Genomic DNA, 17,466 nt, shown 5'->3' with positions numbered 1-17,466 from the left:
TAAAGAGAAGCACATCTTGCTTTTCTTGATCTCGGAAATATTCCGCCACCGTCAAAGCTGAAAGCGCCACACGAGCACGCGCCCCAGGAGGCTCGTTCATCTGTCCATAGACGAGTGCTGTTCGATCGATGACCCCTGACTCTTTCATTTCGAGCCAGAGATCGTTTCCTTCGCGTGTTCGCTCACCGACACCTGCAAAGATCGAATATCCACCATGTTGCTGCGCCACGTTATTGATCAGTTCCATCACCATGACGGTTTTTCCGACCCCTGCACCACCAAAAAGACCAATTTTTCCACCGCGCGGATAGGGAGCCAGAAGGTCGATGACCTTAATGCCGGTTTCAAACATTTCAATATCGGTCGATTGATCTTCAAAAGGGGGAGCTTTGCGATGAATCGGAAGTTTGATCTCTGCTTTGACTTCCGCTCCTTCATCGACCGGTTCGCCGATGACATTGAGAATACGTCCGAGCACTGCTTTTCCAACAGGCATCTGAATCGGACCCCCTGTATTCATCACTTCAGTTCCACGAACGAGACCTTCAGTACTATCCATGGAAATACACCTGACGGTGTTTTCACCAATGTGCTGTGCGACTTCCAGCGTCAAATTCCACGGTTTTGTGCTGATCGCAGCATTTGAAACCTTGAGCGCAGTCAATATTTCAGGAAGATTTCCTTCGCCGAAGCGAACGTCGACGGCAGGTCCTATGACCTGCGTGATCTTTCCGTAAGTTCCATGTCCGTTTGTAGTTGTCTGCATGTTTGTTTCCTTTCTTAGCTCAGCGCTTCCGCGCCTCCAACAATATCCAACAACTCTCCAGTAATCGTTGCTTGGCGAGCACGATTATATTGAAGCGTTAACATTTCAATCATTTCCGACGCATTTTTCGTCGCATTGTCCATGGCCATCATGCGAGATGCGAGCTCAGAGGCTTTAGAATCGAGGAGTGCTTGATTCACATGTCCAAAGAGGGCTTCATGGACAAGCGCTTCTAAAACATCAGCTGGCGACGGTTCAACAAGATACGGCACGGATGAACTTTTTTTATTTTCATTCTGACCCACAAAAGGAAGCGCAGCTTCAAAAACCACTTTCTGTCGTCCTGCAGAGAAAAATCGGTTGTACGCAAGAAGAACTCCGTCTGCTGATCCATTCAAAAAACGCTCACGAACTTGTTCTGCAACCATATGAGAGAAGATTTCCGGATTATTTTCAGGGAGTGTTTCTTTGATGATGATCGTCTCTTTCCTTTGAAAACGCCGCAAGGCGTCGCGGCCTTTGCGTCCAATGACAATCAGCGTCACCTCTTTTCCACTCTTCTCTTCTTCAGCCATACGCGCACGGACAGCTCGAATTAAATTTTCGTTAAAGCCGCCACACAAACCGCGATCTGAATTGAGAACGACGAGATCAATTTTCTTGACCTCGCGTGCTTGCATGAGTGGCGGAAGTTGTTCACTTCCCATTGCCACGCGGCCTGCCATTTCGATCAACTTATCCGCAAAAGCTCGTCCTGCAAGCGCTCGCCTCTGCGCTCGACGCAGCTTTGCCGCGGCCACAAGCTTCATGGCTTTGGTCACCTTCTGCGTATTTTTGACAGAAGCAATACGCTTTCTGATTATTTTTAATGATGCCATAATTATTTTTGTCATCCTGAACGAAGTGAAGGATCTCCTGTGATCACTTGAGATTCTTCGGCTTCACCTCAGAATGACATCTCTATCCTACAAACTGTTTCTTTGCTTCCGTAATGCCGGCATCGATTTTTTTCTTCAGATCGTCTTCAAGTTTTCCTTTTTCCACAATTTCTCTGAGCACATCAGAACGTTGCGATTCAAAATAACGATCGAGCGCTTTTAAGAAAGGACCGACTTTGTTCACGGGAAAATCATCGAGAAAACCATTCACACCTGCATAAATTTGAATCACCTGTTTTTCGACCGACATCGGCGCGTACTGGACCTGTTTCAAAAGTTCGACGAGTCGCTCCCCACGATGAATCTGTTTCTGCGTTGCCGCATCAAGTTCAGCACCAAACTGGGCAAATGCTGCCATTTCGCGATACTGCGCGAGTTCGAGTCGCAGACTTCCGGCCACCTGTTTCATCGCTTTAATTTGGGCGTTTCCACCGACACGTGAAACCGAAAGACCGACGTTGATCGCTGGTCGCACACCTGAGTAGAAAAGATCACCGTCGAGATAAATCTGTCCGTCGGTAATCGAAATCACGTTCGTCGGAATATAGGCCGAAACGTCACCTGCCTGCGTTTCAATAATCGGAAGAGCGGTCAGCGAACCGCCCCCTAACTTGTCATTCAGTTTTGCGGCGCGCTCAAGAAGACGGGAGTGGAGATAAAAAACGTCTCCAGGATAAGCCTCGCGTCCCGGCGGACGGCGCAGAAGGAGTGAGAGCTGACGATAGGCAACGGCTTGTTTGGAAAGATCATCGTAAATAATAAGCGCATGACGACCAGAGTCGCGGAAATATTCCGCCATTGTCACACCGGCATAGGGGGCTAAAAACTGGAGTGGCGCTGGATCAGAAGCGGTCGCAGAAACCACAATCGTGTAGTCCATGGCCCCTTCGGCTTTGAGTCGCTCGACAACACGCGCAACCGTCGAAGCTTTCTGGCCAATGGCCACATAGACACACTGCACATCTGCATTTTTTTGATTGATAATCGCATCGATCGCAATAGCGGTTTTTCCCGTTTGACGATCGCCGATAATGAGCTGACGTTGTCCTCGTCCGACTGGCGTCATGGCATCAATGGCCTTGAGTCCGGTGAGCATCGACTGATGCACCGGTTTACGGGCCACAATGCCAGGAGCTTTGATTTCGATCTTTCGTCGCTCTTGTGCCTTGATCGCTCCGAGGCCGTCGATCGGATCTCCCAGTGCATTGACCACACGTCCCAGAACCGCTTCCCCCACCGGAACTTCTGCAATTTTTCCGGTCCGACGAACTTGATCCCCTTCGTGCAGAAAATGCGTGTCTCCCATCACCGCTGCGCCGACATTGTCTTCTTCGAGGTTCAAGACAATACCGCGAATCCCGTGCGGAAACTCGAGGAGCTCTCCTGACATCGCCCCTGAAAGACCGTGAATACGCGCCACACCGTCGCCAACTGTGAGAATCTGTCCCACTTCATCGGTGCTGACGAGACGATCATAATCTCGAATTTGTTGTTTAATGATGCGACTAATCTCTTCTGCTCGAATGTCCATGATGCTCCTTTTCTTATTCTTAGAGGCTATCTTATCAATCACTTTCATTGTCATTCCCGCGAAGGCGGGAATCCAGAAAACATCGAAAACGCTGGATCCCTGCTTTCGCAGGGATGACAACAATGGTCAAAAACCATTTCTAAAATAGACTCTGAGTACCTATATTGACAACATCTCTTCTTTCATGCGCTCAAGTCTCCCTTTGAGACTGGCATCATACATCGTATCTCCCACGCGAACGACGAAACCACCAAAAAGAGCGGGATCGACATTCATATGACAACTCGCTTTGCGTCCCAACAAATTTTTCAAAATTGTATGGATTTGGTTCACGGTATCATCGGCAAGAGCACTCTCTGCCACCGTCACCTCTGCTGGCGTCAAGCCTTCGTACTGTTCTTGCTGCAAACGATACGATTCGACAAGAGAAGGGAGCAGAGTAATGCGACCCTTCTCGATTAAGAGTTTGAGAAACGAAATCGTATGCGAATTTAAGTTGAGTATCTTTCCGACCTGATCCACAACCTCATATCGCTTTTCAATTTTTGCATGAGGATCACTGAACGCGCGCAGAAAAAAAGGAATCTCTTTTGAAAGTTCGAGGAGTGTCATGAGCTCTGCAAAATATTTCTCTGGCTGTTTTTCATCCACCGCAAGAGAGAAGAAAGCGCGAGCATAGCGATCAGCGATAAAAGATGACTTCATACGCGCTCCTCTTTTTGCAGATGACGCATTCCAAAACCGGTGAGTTTTTCAAGAGAAGCAATCGAAGCATTGACGACCGATCGTTGCCGCTCTTCGGACAAACCTTTTTTGAGTTCCTGCAATGTGGCATCAAATGCTTTTTCAAGGACATGTCGACGCACAGTTTCAAAACTTCTCTCTTCTTCTTGGTGAATCTGCCGCTTAGCATCTGCAAGAAGCCGTTCGGCCTGATGTTGCGAGCGCTCACGAAGAGCCCGCGTTTCCTGTTCGGTTAAGGAACGGGTCATGTTTCGAATCGATTCGAGTTCTGTTTCAAGTTGTGCGAAGCGATGTTCTGTTTCGTGATAATGTTTTTCTGCTTCATTCATTAATTTTTTGGCATGATGAATTTTTTCTTCAATCTCTGTCGCATTCTTTTCAAAAAAAGTTACCACCGGTTTTTTGAGCAGACGATGGAGAAGAAAAACAAGAGCAATAAAATTTAGAAGAGAAAAAATAAGAGGATTCATGTTCTCTGCCCTGTCAATTTTTCAAGAATCATTTTTTTGAAAACAACCACTTCTTCATCCAAAATTTCATTCGCACGCACCACACGCTTCTCTAACATCTGACGGTGTTCTTCCACTTCATGTTGCGTTTTTTCGCGAGCTTTCTGAACAAGCTTTCGCCCCTCTTCTTCTGCTTGTCGTTGCGCTGTCTCTTGTCGTCGAAATTCTTCCTGACGAACAACACTTAAACGTGTCTCGATCTCTTTTTCCAGGGCTGCCGCCCCTTCATTGAGAGACAAAGATCGTGCCGTAAATCCTTCTGTCTGTTCTTCGCGCTGTTTTAAGATGATCAAAATCGGTTTCAACACAAAGACATGAAGAACCGTCACAACAACGACAAAGCAGAGAAGTTGCCAGAAAAACGTGATATCTGGTAAAAGGTTAATACTTCCTGAGGCGAGTAATCCGATCATGGAACAGAAGCGGGTAGCGCACCCTGAAACCCTTTGTCAAGGTCGCGATGAAGTGATGTTGAAAAAGTGGATTTCCTTCTGATTTTTGACTACGCTCCCTTCAACTTTGGAGAAAAATGATTCCTTTTTGGTCTGTCATCCCGTTTATAGTTCTCCTTCTGATCATCGCTCTGTTGCCGATCATTGCCCCCCATTTCTGGGAATCCAATCGTCATAAGAGTATTTTAGTTTTTATCGTCTCTCTTCCTGTTCTTTTTTTATTCTTGCAGCGTAATCCTGCGGCAATACTTCATACTCTTGAAGAGTATTTTTCCTTCATTCTTCTTCTGACTTCTCTGTACGTCATTTCAGGCGGCATCTGTCTGACAGGAGATCTCAAAGCAACTCCTGTCGTAAACACCACTTTTTTAGCTCTCGGAGCGATTCTGGCAAATCTCATCGGAACAACAGGCGCCAGCATGATACTCATTCGCCCTTTTCTCAAAACCAATTCCGAGAGAAAAAATGTTGCGCACTTGTCGGTTTTTTTCATTTTTATTGTCAGTAATTGTGGCGGACTTTTAACACCCCTCGGCGATCCTCCACTCTTTTTAGGATATCTTCAAGGGGTTCCTTTTTTTTGGACGTTCACATTATTTCCCATCTGGTGTTGTATGAATTTTGCTCTTCTCGGAATCTTCTTTTTCTTCGACACGAGAGCTTACAGAAGAGAATCAAAGAAATCGCTTCAGCTCGATGCAACACATCTTCAGCCGCTTCGTTTGCAAGGTTCGCGAAATTTTCTCTTCCTCGGAGGTGTGCTGTGTGCCGTGTTCCTCAACACACCTTGGCGAGAACTGATTATGATACTGATGATGCTGCTCTCTTTCATGGTGGGATCAAAGAAGGCACGTGCTAGGAATCAGTTTACCTGGGGACCGATCGTTGAAGTGGCAATTCTTTTCGCTGGCATCTTTATCACCATGGTCCCTGCTCTCATGTTTCTGAAAGAACATGCAGTCGCATTTGGAATTGTAAAACCGTGGCAGTTTTTTTGGACGACTGGCATCGTCTCTGGATTTTTAGATAATGCCCCTGCGTATTTGACGTTTCTTACACTCGCGCAAGGACTCGGATTACCTCCTGAAGTTGCAGGAATTCCCGAGAGCATTTTAAAAGCCATAAGTGTGGGGGCTGTTTTTATGGGGGCCAACTCTTATATCGGAAATGGCCCCAATTTCATGGTCCGAGCGATCGCTGAACATGCAGGATTCAAGCCACCATCTTTTTTTCACTACATGCTCTATGCTGCGCTTGTGCTCTTTCCGCTCTACGGAATGATTCACCTGATTTTTTTCTAAACTGCGTCTGCGGAAGCCACATAGAGCTTTGTCGGAGGAACCACTTCCTGGGGAACACGACACGTTCCTTGGAAGATACCGCCATCCATAATGATGAGTTTTGGGGTAACAACATTTGCTCGAAGTTTTCCGCAAGCACGGAGCTCTACTTTTGTTTTGGCTTCCACTTCCCCTTCGATGATACCATCCACGATCATACTCCCTACTTTCACGACAGCATTGATATTGGCAGATGGTCCTACAATAAGGGTCCCTTCTAATGAAGAAATTTCACCTTTGAATTCTCCATTGACTTGCACAATCCCTTCAAAATGGAGTTTTCCTTCAAATCCACATCCTTGATCAATAAAACCGTTTATCTGTCCCTCGGTATTTTTTTCTCCTCGAGACCATATCCCTTTTCCCATGTATCCCCCTGACAATGGCGACTCAGACATTGAGCCGTTGTACAATTCGATCTAAATCTTGCGCTGAATAATACTCGATCACCACTCGTCCTCCCTTTTTTCTTCCCGCTTGAATCATCACTTTTGTTCCGAGAGCTTGTTTCATTTTCTCGGCTAACGCCATCACCTGAGGAGAAAGAGAGATCGTTTTCTTCTCCTGCTTTTGCGCTCCCCCTTTTTCTTGCACCATGCGCTCGACATCTCGAACGGTGGGAAGCGTTTTGATGAGCACTTCTCGCATCTGAAGTTGTTCGTGAATACTCTGAAGCGACAACAACGCGCGAGCATGACCTGCTGTGTATCTCCCGGCAATGACATCCTCTTGAATGGCACGCGGCAATTTTAAAAGTCGAAGACTATTGGCAACGGCAGTACGTGATCTTCCCATGCGACGCGCAATATCATCTTGAGCATAACCAAATTGATCCACCAATTCTTGAAAAGCGCGCGCTTCTTCGAGCGCATTTAAATCTTCACGCTGAATATTTTCTAAAATAGAAAGAACCAGCAAACTCTCTTGATCTACGGATTTAACAACAACCGGAACATCTTCAAGGCCTGCCTCGCGCGCTGCCCGAAAGCGTCGCTCGCCAGCTATGAGCTCATAACGTCCATCGGGAAGTGGGGAGACAACAAGTGGTTGTAAAATCCCCTCTTCTTTGATCGATTCCGCGAGTTCACGGATTTTTTCTTCATCAAAAAGAGTTCGCGGTTGAAGACGATTCGGAATAATAAGATCAATCGAAATTTTTCGATATCCAAGTTGTTCCTTGGGCTCTTCCGCAACAATTTCGGGAGGAATAAGAGAAGCAATACCTCGTCCTAAAGCTTTACGTTGTTGCATACGATGTCCTTTCGCTCTGTTCTGGTTGAATATCAGTCGTTTCTTTTGGCGGAGGTGTTAATTCATTATCCGACGTATTTTGTAAAGTTTTTTTGGTGTGAGCTAAAACTTCTTTGGCGAGATCAAAATAACTCGACGCTCCCTTTGAAGCGACATCATAGAGAATAATCGGTTTTCCATGACTTGGGGCTTCACTTAAACGAACATTTCGAGGAATGACCACTTCAAAAACCGTACCTCCAAAATGTTCTCGTATTTCTCCTTGCACCTGACGTGCCAGATTGTTCCTTGCATCGAACATTGTTAAAACTATCCCCAGGATATTCAGTTGTGGATTAATTCCTTTTTTCACTAAAGAAATGGTTCGTTGCAGGTCAGCAAGACCTTCCATCGCATAATATTCACATTGAAGTGGAATAATGACAGCATCAGCAGCAGCTAAAGCATTCAAGGTCAAAAGTCCTAAAGATGGTGGACAATCGATCAGAATAAAATCGTATTGATTTTGCACGGAACGAAGGGATTGCTTCAAACGTGTTTCACGTGAAACAATTCCGACAAGTTCAATCTCTGCTCCCACCAAATCCGTATTTGCAGGAACCAACTTGAGAAACGGCATCGATGTCGGTTGTGAAAGCGAAACAATCTCATCTTCGCCGATAAGAGCATGATAAATACTTTTTTTGATCTGATGCTTATTAAAACCGAGACCTGTTGTGGCATTTCCTTGAGGATCAATATCGATAAGAAGAACTCTCTGCTCCGCAGCTGCAAGACAGGCTGCAAGATTGATTGAGGTCGTGGTCTTCCCTACTCCACCTTTTTGATTACACACTGCTATGGTTTTTGCCACGAAGCCCCCGCCTATCTTTTTCTTATACGTTACAGTTCGTTTCAAAAGCAATCATGAAATGTTTCACGTGAAACATTTCAAAATAAACGTCAGCGTCTTTCTCGGGGAACGGTCGCTGCGATTACGCTTCTCGCGACCTCTTTTTCGGTCAAAACACTTTATTGCATGGACGTTTTGACCTCAGAGGTCCCCTGCGAAAGTGCTGACGTTTATTTTGTCCCCTTTGATATGAGATGGAACTTTCAACGACTGCAAAAAAAAATTGTGGCTTCATAAGAGAGATAATTTTTGTAGAAGATTAACGGAAATTATGAAAAATTCGTAAGAGGTGATTGTCGAGCGGCGTCTTCAGACGCTGGAAACAAAGCCTCAATACACAGCAGGCTAAAGCGCAGGAAAAAATTCGGCGTGTGAGGATTTTTTCCGTAGCGAGGCAACGCCTCTGAGAAATTTTTCAATACAATCAAAATATTTCAAAAAAGTGTTTCACGTGAAACATTTTTCAGTAATAACGTCGCATAACAACATCAATTGAGAATCAATCTTGACTTTAGAAGCCTGACTTATCTATAGATAAAATGTTTTTCTCACTTATTCACTTTGGAGGCAACCATGCATGAACTTCCTAAATTACCTTATGATTTCAAAGATTTAGAACCACATATCGATGCTCAAACCATGGAAATCCACCATGGAAAACACCACGCCACCTATGTCATTAAACTCAATGATGCCCTCAAAGTAGCGGGGGGGTCTTTTGGAGATTGGGATATTACAAAATTATGCAAAAATATCAACGAGATACCAGATGCTCAGCGCACGGCCGTACGCAATAATGGTGGTGGACATTATAATCACACGCTCTTTTGGAATATGATGTCTCCAAAAGGTGGGGGAACGCCAACAGGAGAGATCGCAACTGCGCTTACAAAGGCCCTTGGTTCATTTGAAAAATTCCAAGAAACCATTACAAATACAGCACTGAGTCGTTTTGGCTCTGGATGGACTTGGCTCTGCCTTAAATCAGATAAAACTCTCTGTGTTTGTTCAACGCCAAACCAAGATAATCCTCTGATGAAAGGTCTCGTCGATTGTCCAGGAACTCCGCTCCTTGGCCTCGATGTTTGGGAACATGCGTATTATTTAAAATATCAAAATCGTCGTCCCGATTATGTTAAAGCGTGGTGGAATGTCGTGAACTGGAACGAAGTCAACAAACGTTATAAAGAAGCTCTTGCCTAAAATTATGAATGCCGTGGCCGATCAAACTTTGGAAGTGATTGTCGCTCATTCTGCAGGAACGTGTTTTGGTGTCCAAGCTGCAATCGATATTGCCGAAAAACAACGTAAACCAATTTTAGGACCCCTTGTTCATAATCCAAAAATTGTCCGCGATCTCGCATCTGAAGGAATTCCCATTCTCGAACGTTACTCCGATCTCAACACCCTTAAAGATGAAGGGATGGAAGAGGTCATTATCACTGCTCACGGTTATCCAAAACAATTGAAAGAGGAACTCAACACTCGCGGTATTAAATATCACGATGCCACATGTCCCGTCTTACTCAAATGGGTCTACAAAAAAATTGAAGCTTTTGATCACGCGGGATGTAACATTATTTTAATTGGCAATCCTCAGCACGCTGAAGTAATCGCCAGTCGCACGTATGGACGAGACATTCACGCTGTCTATTCCGAAGAAGAAATTGACGCACTCCCCAAAAATCTTGAAAACGTTGTTGCCATTTGTCAGACAACGATTACCAAAGATAAATTTGAAAAACTGGTCAATTACATGCGCCAAACGAAATATCCCAACATGCAAGCCATCGACACCAGATGCAAGCCTGTCAAGAACCAGCAAGAGGGGGTTGAACAACTTTCTCAATGGGTGGATGCCATGATTATTATCGGCGGCTATAATTCGTCGAACACCACAAATCTTGCGCGACTTGCACAGAAAGTTTTACCAAACACAACGTATCATATTGATGACGCTCATCTCGTTCAACTAGAATGGCTTCACGGCATTCGATATCTCGGACTTGGCGCTGGAACATCGACTCCAGAATCACAAATTCTTGAAGTGCAAGAACGCATTCAATCAATCTATCCTGGGACTGTTATTTTTAAACAGGGCGACAAGACCGGAGAGATTGTCAACACCGACGAGATGGTTGCGAACGTCGCTGTCTAGATGCAACAAAATATCCTCCAACCTGGCATTCACGACTACATCACACAATTGACGTTGGCCGGAGAAGATCCTCTTGCACGGAAAATGGAAAAATATGGAGATGAAAGAAATTTTCCTTATGTCGGTCCACTCGTCGGACGATTTCTTTTTCTCATCGCATCAGCCATCAACGCCAAACGTATTTTTGAATGTGGCAGTGGTTATGGTTATTCTGCGTATTGGTTTGCAAAAGCTGTCGGAAAAGAGGGAAGGGTGATCTGCACTGAAGGGGATCAAAAAAATTGTGCCATTGCTCAGGAATTTTTAGAAACAGCGAAGCTGTGGAATCGTATCGCGTATCATTGTGGCAAAGCTCAAGACATTTTCGAAAAGGCCGAAGGCCAGTTTGATATTGTTTATAATGATGCGGACAAAGATCAGTATCCAGAAATTTTCGAGCTTGTGGCGCCGCGCATTCGCAAAGGTGGATTTTACATTTGTGACAATGTGCTTTGGTCAGGGCTTGTCGTCACCGGAAAAGAAAAAGAGAAATATCCTGGCTGGACAAAAGCGATTCAGGTACATAACGAGCTTGTGTTTGCTCATCCTGAATTTGATACAAGTATCATTCCACTTCGCGATGGTGTCATTATCGCTCGTCGAAAGGAATAGTCATGGAATCTGCCATTGCTGAAATTTCACCTCTCGAATCAAAAGAAAAAGTTGAGCGGAAAAAAGCTGTTCTTCTCGATGTGCGCGAAAGAGATGAATGGAACGCAGGACATATTCCAGATGCCATTCATATTCCACGAGGTGAGCTGGAAAAAAAGATAGAACACCAGGTCCCGGATAAAACAACAGAGATTATCTGCCAGTGTCGAAGCGGGAAGCGTTCACTTCTTGCGGCGCAAACACTCAAACAACTTGGATACACGAATGTTGTTTCGATGAATGGAGGGATTGAGTTCTGGTCTGAGTCCGGATTTCCCACAGAAAAAAAAACTCTTCTGAGTAAGCAAGAAGAAATTCGCTATACTCATCACCTCCGTCTTCCAGAAATTGGCGAAGAGGGTCAGCTCAAATTAAAAAGAGCAAAAGTTTTGATCATTGGAGCGGGGGGCCTGGGTTCACCAGCAGCCCTCTATCTCACTGCTGCAGGTGTCGGGACAATCGGGATTGTGGATGACGATGCTATTGAGATCTCAAATCTTCAGCGACAAATTCTTCACACGACTGATCGTATGGGAAAATCAAAAGTCGAATCAGCACAACAGACACTCAACGCACTCAATCCCACGATTGAAATTCAAATCTACAATGTTCGTCTCACCAAAGAAAACGCATCTTCCTTGATTGCTCCGTATGACATTGTCATCAATGCTTCAGATAATTTCGAAACGCGCTACATTATTAATGATATATGTCTTCAATTAGAAACGCCGCAGCTCCATGGGAGTGTGGATCAATGGGAGGGAGAGGTAACGCTTTTTCTCTCGGGGAAGGGGTGCTATCGCTGTCTTTATCCCGAAGCTCCAACAGAAAGTTGTGGATGTAATGAAAGAGGGGTGCTTGGTGTCATCCCCGGAATCATCGGAACGTTACAAGCTCTGGAAGCAATCAAATGGATTTTAGGAAAAGGGGAGTTGCTCACGCAAAGACTGCTCCGGTATAACGGACTCAAAGGATCGTTTACTGAAATAATGTGGAAGCAAGATCCACATTGTCAGTATTGTCGAGAAAAACATGTTTGACTTAAAAAAATGGTGTGAACGTTATCCTGCGCTTTCGCTTATTGGAAATACTCCTCTTGTGCGCATCAACCTTTTCGAAGATGAGTTTCCGGATGTACAGATCTATGCGAAGTGCGAATATTTAAATCCGGGCGGGTCACTCAAAGATCGTCCTGTGCGTCATATGCTTCTTGCAGCCCTTGAAGAGAAAAAAATCTTACCCGATATTACAATTCTTGATTCGAGTTCTGGGAATGCCGGCATTGCACTCGCGGCGATTGGCGCCATGCTCAAAGTTCCCGTAGAGCTTGTCCTCCCTGGAAACGCAAGTGAAGAGAGAAAGAAACGTATTCGCGCACATGGAGCTACGATTATCGAAACTCCTGCTGAAGCAGGTTATGATGCCGCGATTCGCGAAGCGCGACGAAGAAGGGACGAAAATCCCAAAAAATATTTTATGCCTGATCAATATGGAAATCCGCAAAACTGGCGATCGCATTATGAAACCACTGGCGCTGAAATCATCGAACAACTTCCGGAAGGGATTACTCATTTTGTTGCCGGATGTGGAACTGGAGGAACGATCACGGGTTGCGGACGACGACTGAAAGAATATCGAAAAAATATCAAAGTCGTTATGATCGATGTCGATGAAAAACCTGGCATTGAAGGACTCAAACCACTCAAAGCGGGAAATATTGTTCCCGATATTTTTGATGAAAGCGTTGTCGACTATCGTATTCCGGTTTCATCTGAAGCATCAGCAGAAACGTGTCGACGACTTGCACGCAATGGACTTTTTTTCGGTCTTTCAACTGGCGGCTATCTTCAAGGCACGCATCAAGTCGCAAAAGAAATCAAGAAGGGCGTCATCGTCACGATTCTCAACGACATCGGCGAGCGTTATTTCAGCACCAAACTTTGGGGGTAACTACCAATAACTAACTGTCAGTTATTGGTAATGGCGTAGAAATGAACGCGTGGATGTTGAAGTCGCACATGAGGCTTTTTTGAGAAGATCATGAACAACAAAAACATCTCTCACTTCTTTCGTCTCTTTTTCCACATCTTTCTCCACAGTGTGAATATTTCACAACTCATTGTTTTAAATATATAATTTCAGCTCTTATGCGCCATCTTGTTTTCAATCGTCTGCGTACATTTTGCGTACGGACCGTACGCATCATTATTTTTATCAGCGTACACTTTGTACGCAAATGCGTTGACGAGTCTTGTGAAATCCTTAAGGTGACAATCATCAACCAACACAAAGGAGGAGATATGGACCACAATCCAATATCCCAAAGAAAAGAGAGAGGGCTCACAACGCTCAGCGGTGCAGCGCTTGGTGTGAGCATGGTCGTCGGAACTGGAATTTTTAGCCTCTCTGGTATCGCCCTCGATATCGGAGGAGCTAAGGGTTCCATTTTTGGGTGGTTCTTTGCTGCATTTGTCATTGCTCCTTTTCTCTTCATCTTTAGTCATCTGGGAAAAACATCTTCCAAACGAGGACTGGCCGATTGTCTTGGAGAAGCTTTTGGAACTCCTGCTCAAAATGGAATGACGCTTCTTCTCATGAGCAACTTTCTTCTCTTGCTTCCTGCAATTGCGCTCGTCGGAGCAAATTATCTCAAAGAAGTGATGGGACTTGAAAAAGAGTGGGTGTCACTCCTTGCCTATGCCATTCTTTTTCTCGCCACGATCTTCAATCTTCTGGGAAATGGGAAAACAGTTTCGCTCAGTAAAGTTTCACTCGTGATTCTCTTTGGGATTCTGGCAACACTCATTCTCTGTTTTCCTCATTTTTTAATGAAAGGGTTAGAGTCACTTTTCTCCGTAGAAACTTCCGGAAGCCCTGTTGATTTTAGCGCTGCCTGGAAAGTAACAGCGCTTGTCATCTTTGCCTATCTCGGCTGGGAAAATCTTTCGTTTGTTTCTGCTGATTTCAAACATCGCGAACAAACGATCAGTCGCAGTTATGCCCTCAGTTTCATTCTGGTCATTGCACTCTATCTTGGACTTGCTCTCCTTCTCATTGGGGCAAAAGAAGCAGGACTCAATACCTCTGGAGCCACTGGCATCACTGCACTTTTTAATCAACTTCCTTTCGGTTCGCTTCTCGCTCTGTGCGTTGGGCTGATCAGTCTTGGCAATGCTACGGCATGGATGTCGAGCTCTTCTCGTTCGATTGTAAGTGCTGCGGAGCAGGGGATTCTTCCTGAACTCTTAGCACAGCGCATTGGTCGCAATGTTCCCTACATCGCGCTTCTCTTTTCCTTCTCCGTGTATGGACTCATCGTCCTTCTCTGTCATGTTTTTGAGCATTCGCTTTCTCTGCTCTTTCTCCTTGTCACACAAAACTCACTTGTCATCTATGCGCTCGCCATCGCTGCTTACTGGAAGATGAGCAAAGGAACCGTGAAGTGGGTCTTCACCAGTTTAGGGTTTCTCTCCTGTATTTTTCTTCTCTCGGGGTTTCACTGGATGGTCATTTCTCCTCTTGGAATCTTCGCGATCGGGAGCATACGCTCACTTCTTACAGGAAGAAAAATTACGATTACACAACAGATAACGAAATCAGCATAAGAAAAGGGAGAACTATGAATAACGAACTTATTTTTCGTATTACGGATTCAAAAGAAATTTTAAATATAAGTTTTGAAGAGAAAAAAAGGAAAAATCCTCAGTTTTCGATTCGTGCGTGGTCGAAGAAGCTCCATTTTAAAAATCCTTCGTATCTCTCCGAAGTGCTTCGCGGAAAAAGAAAAATGAAACCAGATTTTGCGTTGCGCATTTCGAGTTCGCTCGATCTTTCAGAAGATGGGAGGCGGTATTTTGAAGCTTTGGTCTTTTTGGAAAATTCTACATCTCAAACAGAAAAAGAATTTTACACTTCGATGCTTGAAAAAATTCGGCCTCAAAAACAGGCAGAACGTTTAGATGAATCCGTTTCATCCTTTAAAACATGGGTCCATTTTCTTATCGATGATATGACGCTTCTGAAAGATTTTCGAGATGATCCGGTCTATCTTGCCAAGCGACTTGGTCCTGATGTCTCACCTCATATTGTCGAGTTAGCACTCAAAGATGCTCTCCGAATCGGACTTATCAAAAAAAATAATCGGGGAAAATATGAGCGGACAAAAATTGCTTTTATTGCAACAAACTCTCCTGAAGAACGTGAACGGGCATACGAACAATATAAAAAAGCAAGTTGGAAACGTGCGGAAGAGGCTTATCTCACACAACCAATAGAAAAAACCCGATTTGCTCATTTCTATCTCCCTATTCGAAAAGAGAGCTTTGAAACAATTCGTCAGTATTTGGACGAAGTGCGTGCAGACATACGAAAACGATTTGAAGCGACCCCAGGAACCGCAGAAGAGATCTACGCTCTTGAATTAAATCTTTACAAAATCACTCTCGGCGATCCTTCTCCTTAAATCAGGACAAATACCAATAACTAACTGTCAGTTATTGGTAATGAACTTATTTTTAACACGCCGGAGCTCCCCAGGTTTCGGGATTAAGCCCTTGTAATTCAGAAAGGGCGAAAGCCCCATCTTTGCGGATGAGTTTGCCATCAAAATAAATTTCGCCACCGCCAAAATCTTTGCGTTGAATATGCACAATGTCCCAATGAATCGCAGATTTATTGCCATTTGAAGCTTCGTCGTAACATTTCCCGAGGGCAAAATGGAGACTTCCAGCAATTTTTTCGTCAAAAAGGGCGTCGTTCATGGGCGTTCTAATCCACGGATGAAAGGCAATCGCAAACTCGCCAACATAACGCGAACCTTCGTCAGTATTGAGAATATCATTGAGCCCCTTGGTATTATTGTCGCACCTTGCTTCCACAATTTTCCCCTCTTTGAAGGTGAGATGAATATTTTGAAATGCTTTTCCTTGATAGGGGGTCGAAGCATTAAAAAGAATCGTACCATTGATGGAATCTCGTACTGGAGCTGTAAAGACTTCTCCATCAGGGAGATTTAAGGTTCCATCACAGGCAATGACAGGAATATTTTTGATCGAAAAACGAAGATCTGTTCTGGGGCTGACAATGCGAACTTCGTCGGTTTTTTCCATCAATCTCTTCAAAGGCAACATTGCTTCACGTAACTTCGCATAATCAATCAGAACTGTTTTAAAGTAGAAGTCCGTAAAACTCTCAGTAGACACTTGGGCAAGTTGCGCCATAAAGGATGAAGGATAGCGCATCGCAACCCATCGTATCTGGGACATATATTCAAACCGCGGCTTGCGATAGTGCTTTCCGTACCATTGAAGCCGTTCGGGAAAAACCTCCTGAAGTTCAAAGGCATTGTCATTTCCACGAATGCCAATGAAAGCTTGAGCAGTTTTTAGATACTGTAGCTGAGCTTCGCCAAAAGATTTAATCTGTTCTTCGTTTGCATTTGTTAAAAACCGCTGAAGAAAATTTTCAGGATCATAATACCAAAGAGGAAGAGCTCCACGGGTGATCACATCTGATATCAATGTTTGTATAAGCGGCATCGCTTCAGGACCATCCCAAGAGATGAGCACACGCTCGCCAGATTTCACTTTGAGAGAGTGATCGAGAATTGTATCTGCAAGTTGTTGAAGTCTCGGATCGTTCATATTCTGTTTTTCATCACCATCGCAATATTGCGCAGCAATCCCTCTTTTTTCGCTCGCTTCAAAGGCGACCGAGTAAACCCTTTCGGGTATTCCTGTTCAAGCTTTTTCTGAAATGTCTCGAGATGAGGATTGAAACATCCATCGCGTGGTTGAAATGCGGGATCTTCCGTTCGCGGCGATTTTCGGTTCCAGGGACAGACATCCTGACAGATATCGCAACCATACAGATGATTTCCCATTCGCTCGGCGAGCATCGGTTCAATTGGTCCCCGATGTTCGATCGTGAGATAGGAGATGCACTTGCGCGCATCGAGCTTATACGGTTCCGTAATCGCCTCTGTCGGACAGGCGTCAATACAACGTGTACAGGTTCCACAGTGATCTGTTTGCGGTGTGTCTGGCTTTAGGTACAAATCGGTAAGAATAACTCCAAGAAAAAGAAACGATCCCATTTTCGGATGGATGAGACACGTATTCTTTCCAACCCAGCCAATGCCTGCATGTTTTGCAAACACTCGTTCCATGTTGGGGCCAGTATCGACATAGATTTTCC

Annotated in this window: 18 protein-coding genes and 1 pseudogene (1 of these 19 cut by a window edge); 8 read left to right on the top strand and 11 right to left on the bottom strand. The window is 44.7% G+C overall.

Annotated elements, in window-relative coordinates; genetic code table 11:
* From A3C46_01350 to A3C46_01325, 6 genes and pseudogenes are all read right to left on the bottom strand, one after another.
* Window positions 1-766 (bottom strand): annotated as a pseudogene (locus tag A3C46_01350) (F0F1 ATP synthase subunit beta) (it extends 519 nt beyond the left edge of the window).
* A gap of 14 nt (window positions 767-780) precedes the next feature.
* On the bottom strand, window positions 781-1,644 hold the full coding sequence (locus A3C46_01345) for an ATP synthase F1 subunit gamma (GenBank protein ID OGQ21895.1): 864 nt from the start codon (window positions 1,642-1,644) through the stop codon (window positions 781-783).
* Between the two features lie 82 nt (window positions 1,645-1,726).
* Window positions 1,727-3,235, bottom strand: a complete 1,509-nt coding sequence (locus A3C46_01340; GenBank protein ID OGQ21894.1) for a F0F1 ATP synthase subunit alpha — start codon at window positions 3,233-3,235, stop codon at window positions 1,727-1,729.
* A 159-nt stretch (window positions 3,236-3,394) separates the two neighbouring features.
* Window positions 3,395-3,940, bottom strand: coding sequence for an ATP synthase F1 subunit delta (locus A3C46_01335; GenBank protein OGQ21893.1), 546 nt, complete (start codon window positions 3,938-3,940; stop codon window positions 3,395-3,397).
* Window positions 3,937-4,449 carry a hypothetical protein gene (locus tag A3C46_01330; protein OGQ21892.1) on the bottom strand — a complete coding sequence of 171 codons (513 nt, stop codon included), beginning with the start codon at window positions 4,447-4,449 and terminating at the stop codon, window positions 3,937-3,939. The genes A3C46_01335 and A3C46_01330 overlap by 4 nt, the downstream gene beginning before the upstream one ends.
* Window positions 4,446-4,901: a hypothetical protein gene (locus A3C46_01325; protein OGQ21891.1), complete on the bottom strand. Its 456-nt coding sequence runs from the start codon at window positions 4,899-4,901 to the stop codon at window positions 4,446-4,448. The genes A3C46_01330 and A3C46_01325 overlap by 4 nt, the downstream gene beginning before the upstream one ends.
* A 116-nt stretch (window positions 4,902-5,017) precedes the next feature.
* Between A3C46_01325 and A3C46_01320 the strand changes: the two genes are divergently transcribed.
* Window positions 5,018-6,241 (top strand): hypothetical protein, encoded by a 1,224-nt coding sequence (locus tag A3C46_01320; protein OGQ21890.1) that lies wholly within the window; start codon window positions 5,018-5,020, stop codon window positions 6,239-6,241.
* Here the strand turns inward: A3C46_01320 and A3C46_01315 are convergent.
* The 3 genes from A3C46_01315 to A3C46_01305 form a co-directional block, all read right to left on the bottom strand.
* The gene (locus A3C46_01315) at window positions 6,238-6,600 is read right to left on the bottom strand and encodes a hypothetical protein (protein OGQ21918.1); all 363 of its coding nucleotides are present in this window, start codon (window positions 6,598-6,600) and stop codon (window positions 6,238-6,240) included. The two genes, A3C46_01320 and A3C46_01315, sit on opposite strands and share 4 nt — an antisense overlap.
* Window positions 6,601-6,670: 70 nt before the next feature.
* Window positions 6,671-7,531: a hypothetical protein gene (locus tag A3C46_01310; protein OGQ21889.1), complete on the bottom strand. Its 861-nt coding sequence runs from the start codon at window positions 7,529-7,531 to the stop codon at window positions 6,671-6,673.
* A complete protein-coding gene (locus A3C46_01305) occupies window positions 7,518-8,384 on the bottom strand; it encodes a hypothetical protein (GenBank protein OGQ21888.1) in 867 nt (288 codons plus the stop codon). Before A3C46_01305 ends, A3C46_01310 begins: the two co-directional genes overlap by 14 nt.
* Before the next feature lie 612 nt (window positions 8,385-8,996).
* Here A3C46_01305 and A3C46_01300 point away from each other — a divergent pair.
* From A3C46_01300 to A3C46_01270, 7 genes are all read left to right on the top strand, one after another.
* A complete protein-coding gene (locus A3C46_01300) occupies window positions 8,997-9,626 on the top strand; it encodes a superoxide dismutase (protein OGQ21887.1) in 630 nt (209 codons plus the stop codon).
* A gap of 4 nt (window positions 9,627-9,630) precedes the next feature.
* The gene (locus tag A3C46_01295) at window positions 9,631-10,581 is read left to right on the top strand and encodes a 4-hydroxy-3-methylbut-2-enyl diphosphate reductase (GenBank protein OGQ21886.1); all 951 of its coding nucleotides are present in this window, start codon (window positions 9,631-9,633) and stop codon (window positions 10,579-10,581) included.
* Window positions 10,582-11,232, top strand: coding sequence for a hypothetical protein (locus tag A3C46_01290; protein ID OGQ21885.1), 651 nt, complete (start codon window positions 10,582-10,584; stop codon window positions 11,230-11,232).
* A gap of 2 nt (window positions 11,233-11,234) precedes the next feature.
* A complete protein-coding gene (locus tag A3C46_01285) occupies window positions 11,235-12,311 on the top strand; it encodes a hypothetical protein (GenBank protein ID OGQ21884.1) in 1,077 nt (358 codons plus the stop codon).
* On the top strand, window positions 12,304-13,221 hold the full coding sequence (locus A3C46_01280; GenBank protein OGQ21883.1) for a hypothetical protein: 918 nt from the start codon (window positions 12,304-12,306) through the stop codon (window positions 13,219-13,221). Before A3C46_01285 ends, A3C46_01280 begins: the two co-directional genes overlap by 8 nt.
* Window positions 13,222-13,571: 350 nt before the next feature.
* Window positions 13,572-14,876 carry a hypothetical protein gene (locus tag A3C46_01275; protein OGQ21882.1) on the top strand — a complete coding sequence of 435 codons (1,305 nt, stop codon included), beginning with the start codon at window positions 13,572-13,574 and terminating at the stop codon, window positions 14,874-14,876.
* 14 nt (window positions 14,877-14,890) lie between these two features.
* Entirely contained in the window at window positions 14,891-15,733 is an 843-nt protein-coding gene (locus tag A3C46_01270; GenBank protein ID OGQ21881.1) for a hypothetical protein, read from the top strand.
* Between the two features lie 52 nt (window positions 15,734-15,785).
* Here the strand turns inward: A3C46_01270 and A3C46_01265 are convergent, their stop codons facing one another.
* Together A3C46_01265 and A3C46_01260 are read right to left on the bottom strand one after the other, a co-directional pair.
* Window positions 15,786-16,913 carry a hypothetical protein gene (locus tag A3C46_01265; protein OGQ21880.1) on the bottom strand — a complete coding sequence of 376 codons (1,128 nt, stop codon included), beginning with the start codon at window positions 16,911-16,913 and terminating at the stop codon, window positions 15,786-15,788.
* Window positions 16,910-17,437, bottom strand: a complete 528-nt coding sequence (locus A3C46_01260; GenBank protein OGQ21879.1) for a tRNA epoxyqueuosine(34) reductase QueG — start codon at window positions 17,435-17,437, stop codon at window positions 16,910-16,912. Before A3C46_01260 ends, A3C46_01265 begins: the two co-directional genes overlap by 4 nt.
* Window positions 17,438-17,466: the final 29 nt, after the last annotated feature.

The sequence above is a fragment of the Deltaproteobacteria bacterium RIFCSPHIGHO2_02_FULL_44_16 genome (assembly GCA_001798185.1).
In the GTDB taxonomy this organism is placed as follows: domain Bacteria; phylum UBA10199; class UBA10199; order 2-02-FULL-44-16; family 2-02-FULL-44-16; genus 2-02-FULL-44-16.
Note: the sequence above shows the minus strand (reverse complement) of the source record. Positions and strands in the feature narration are given on the sequence as shown.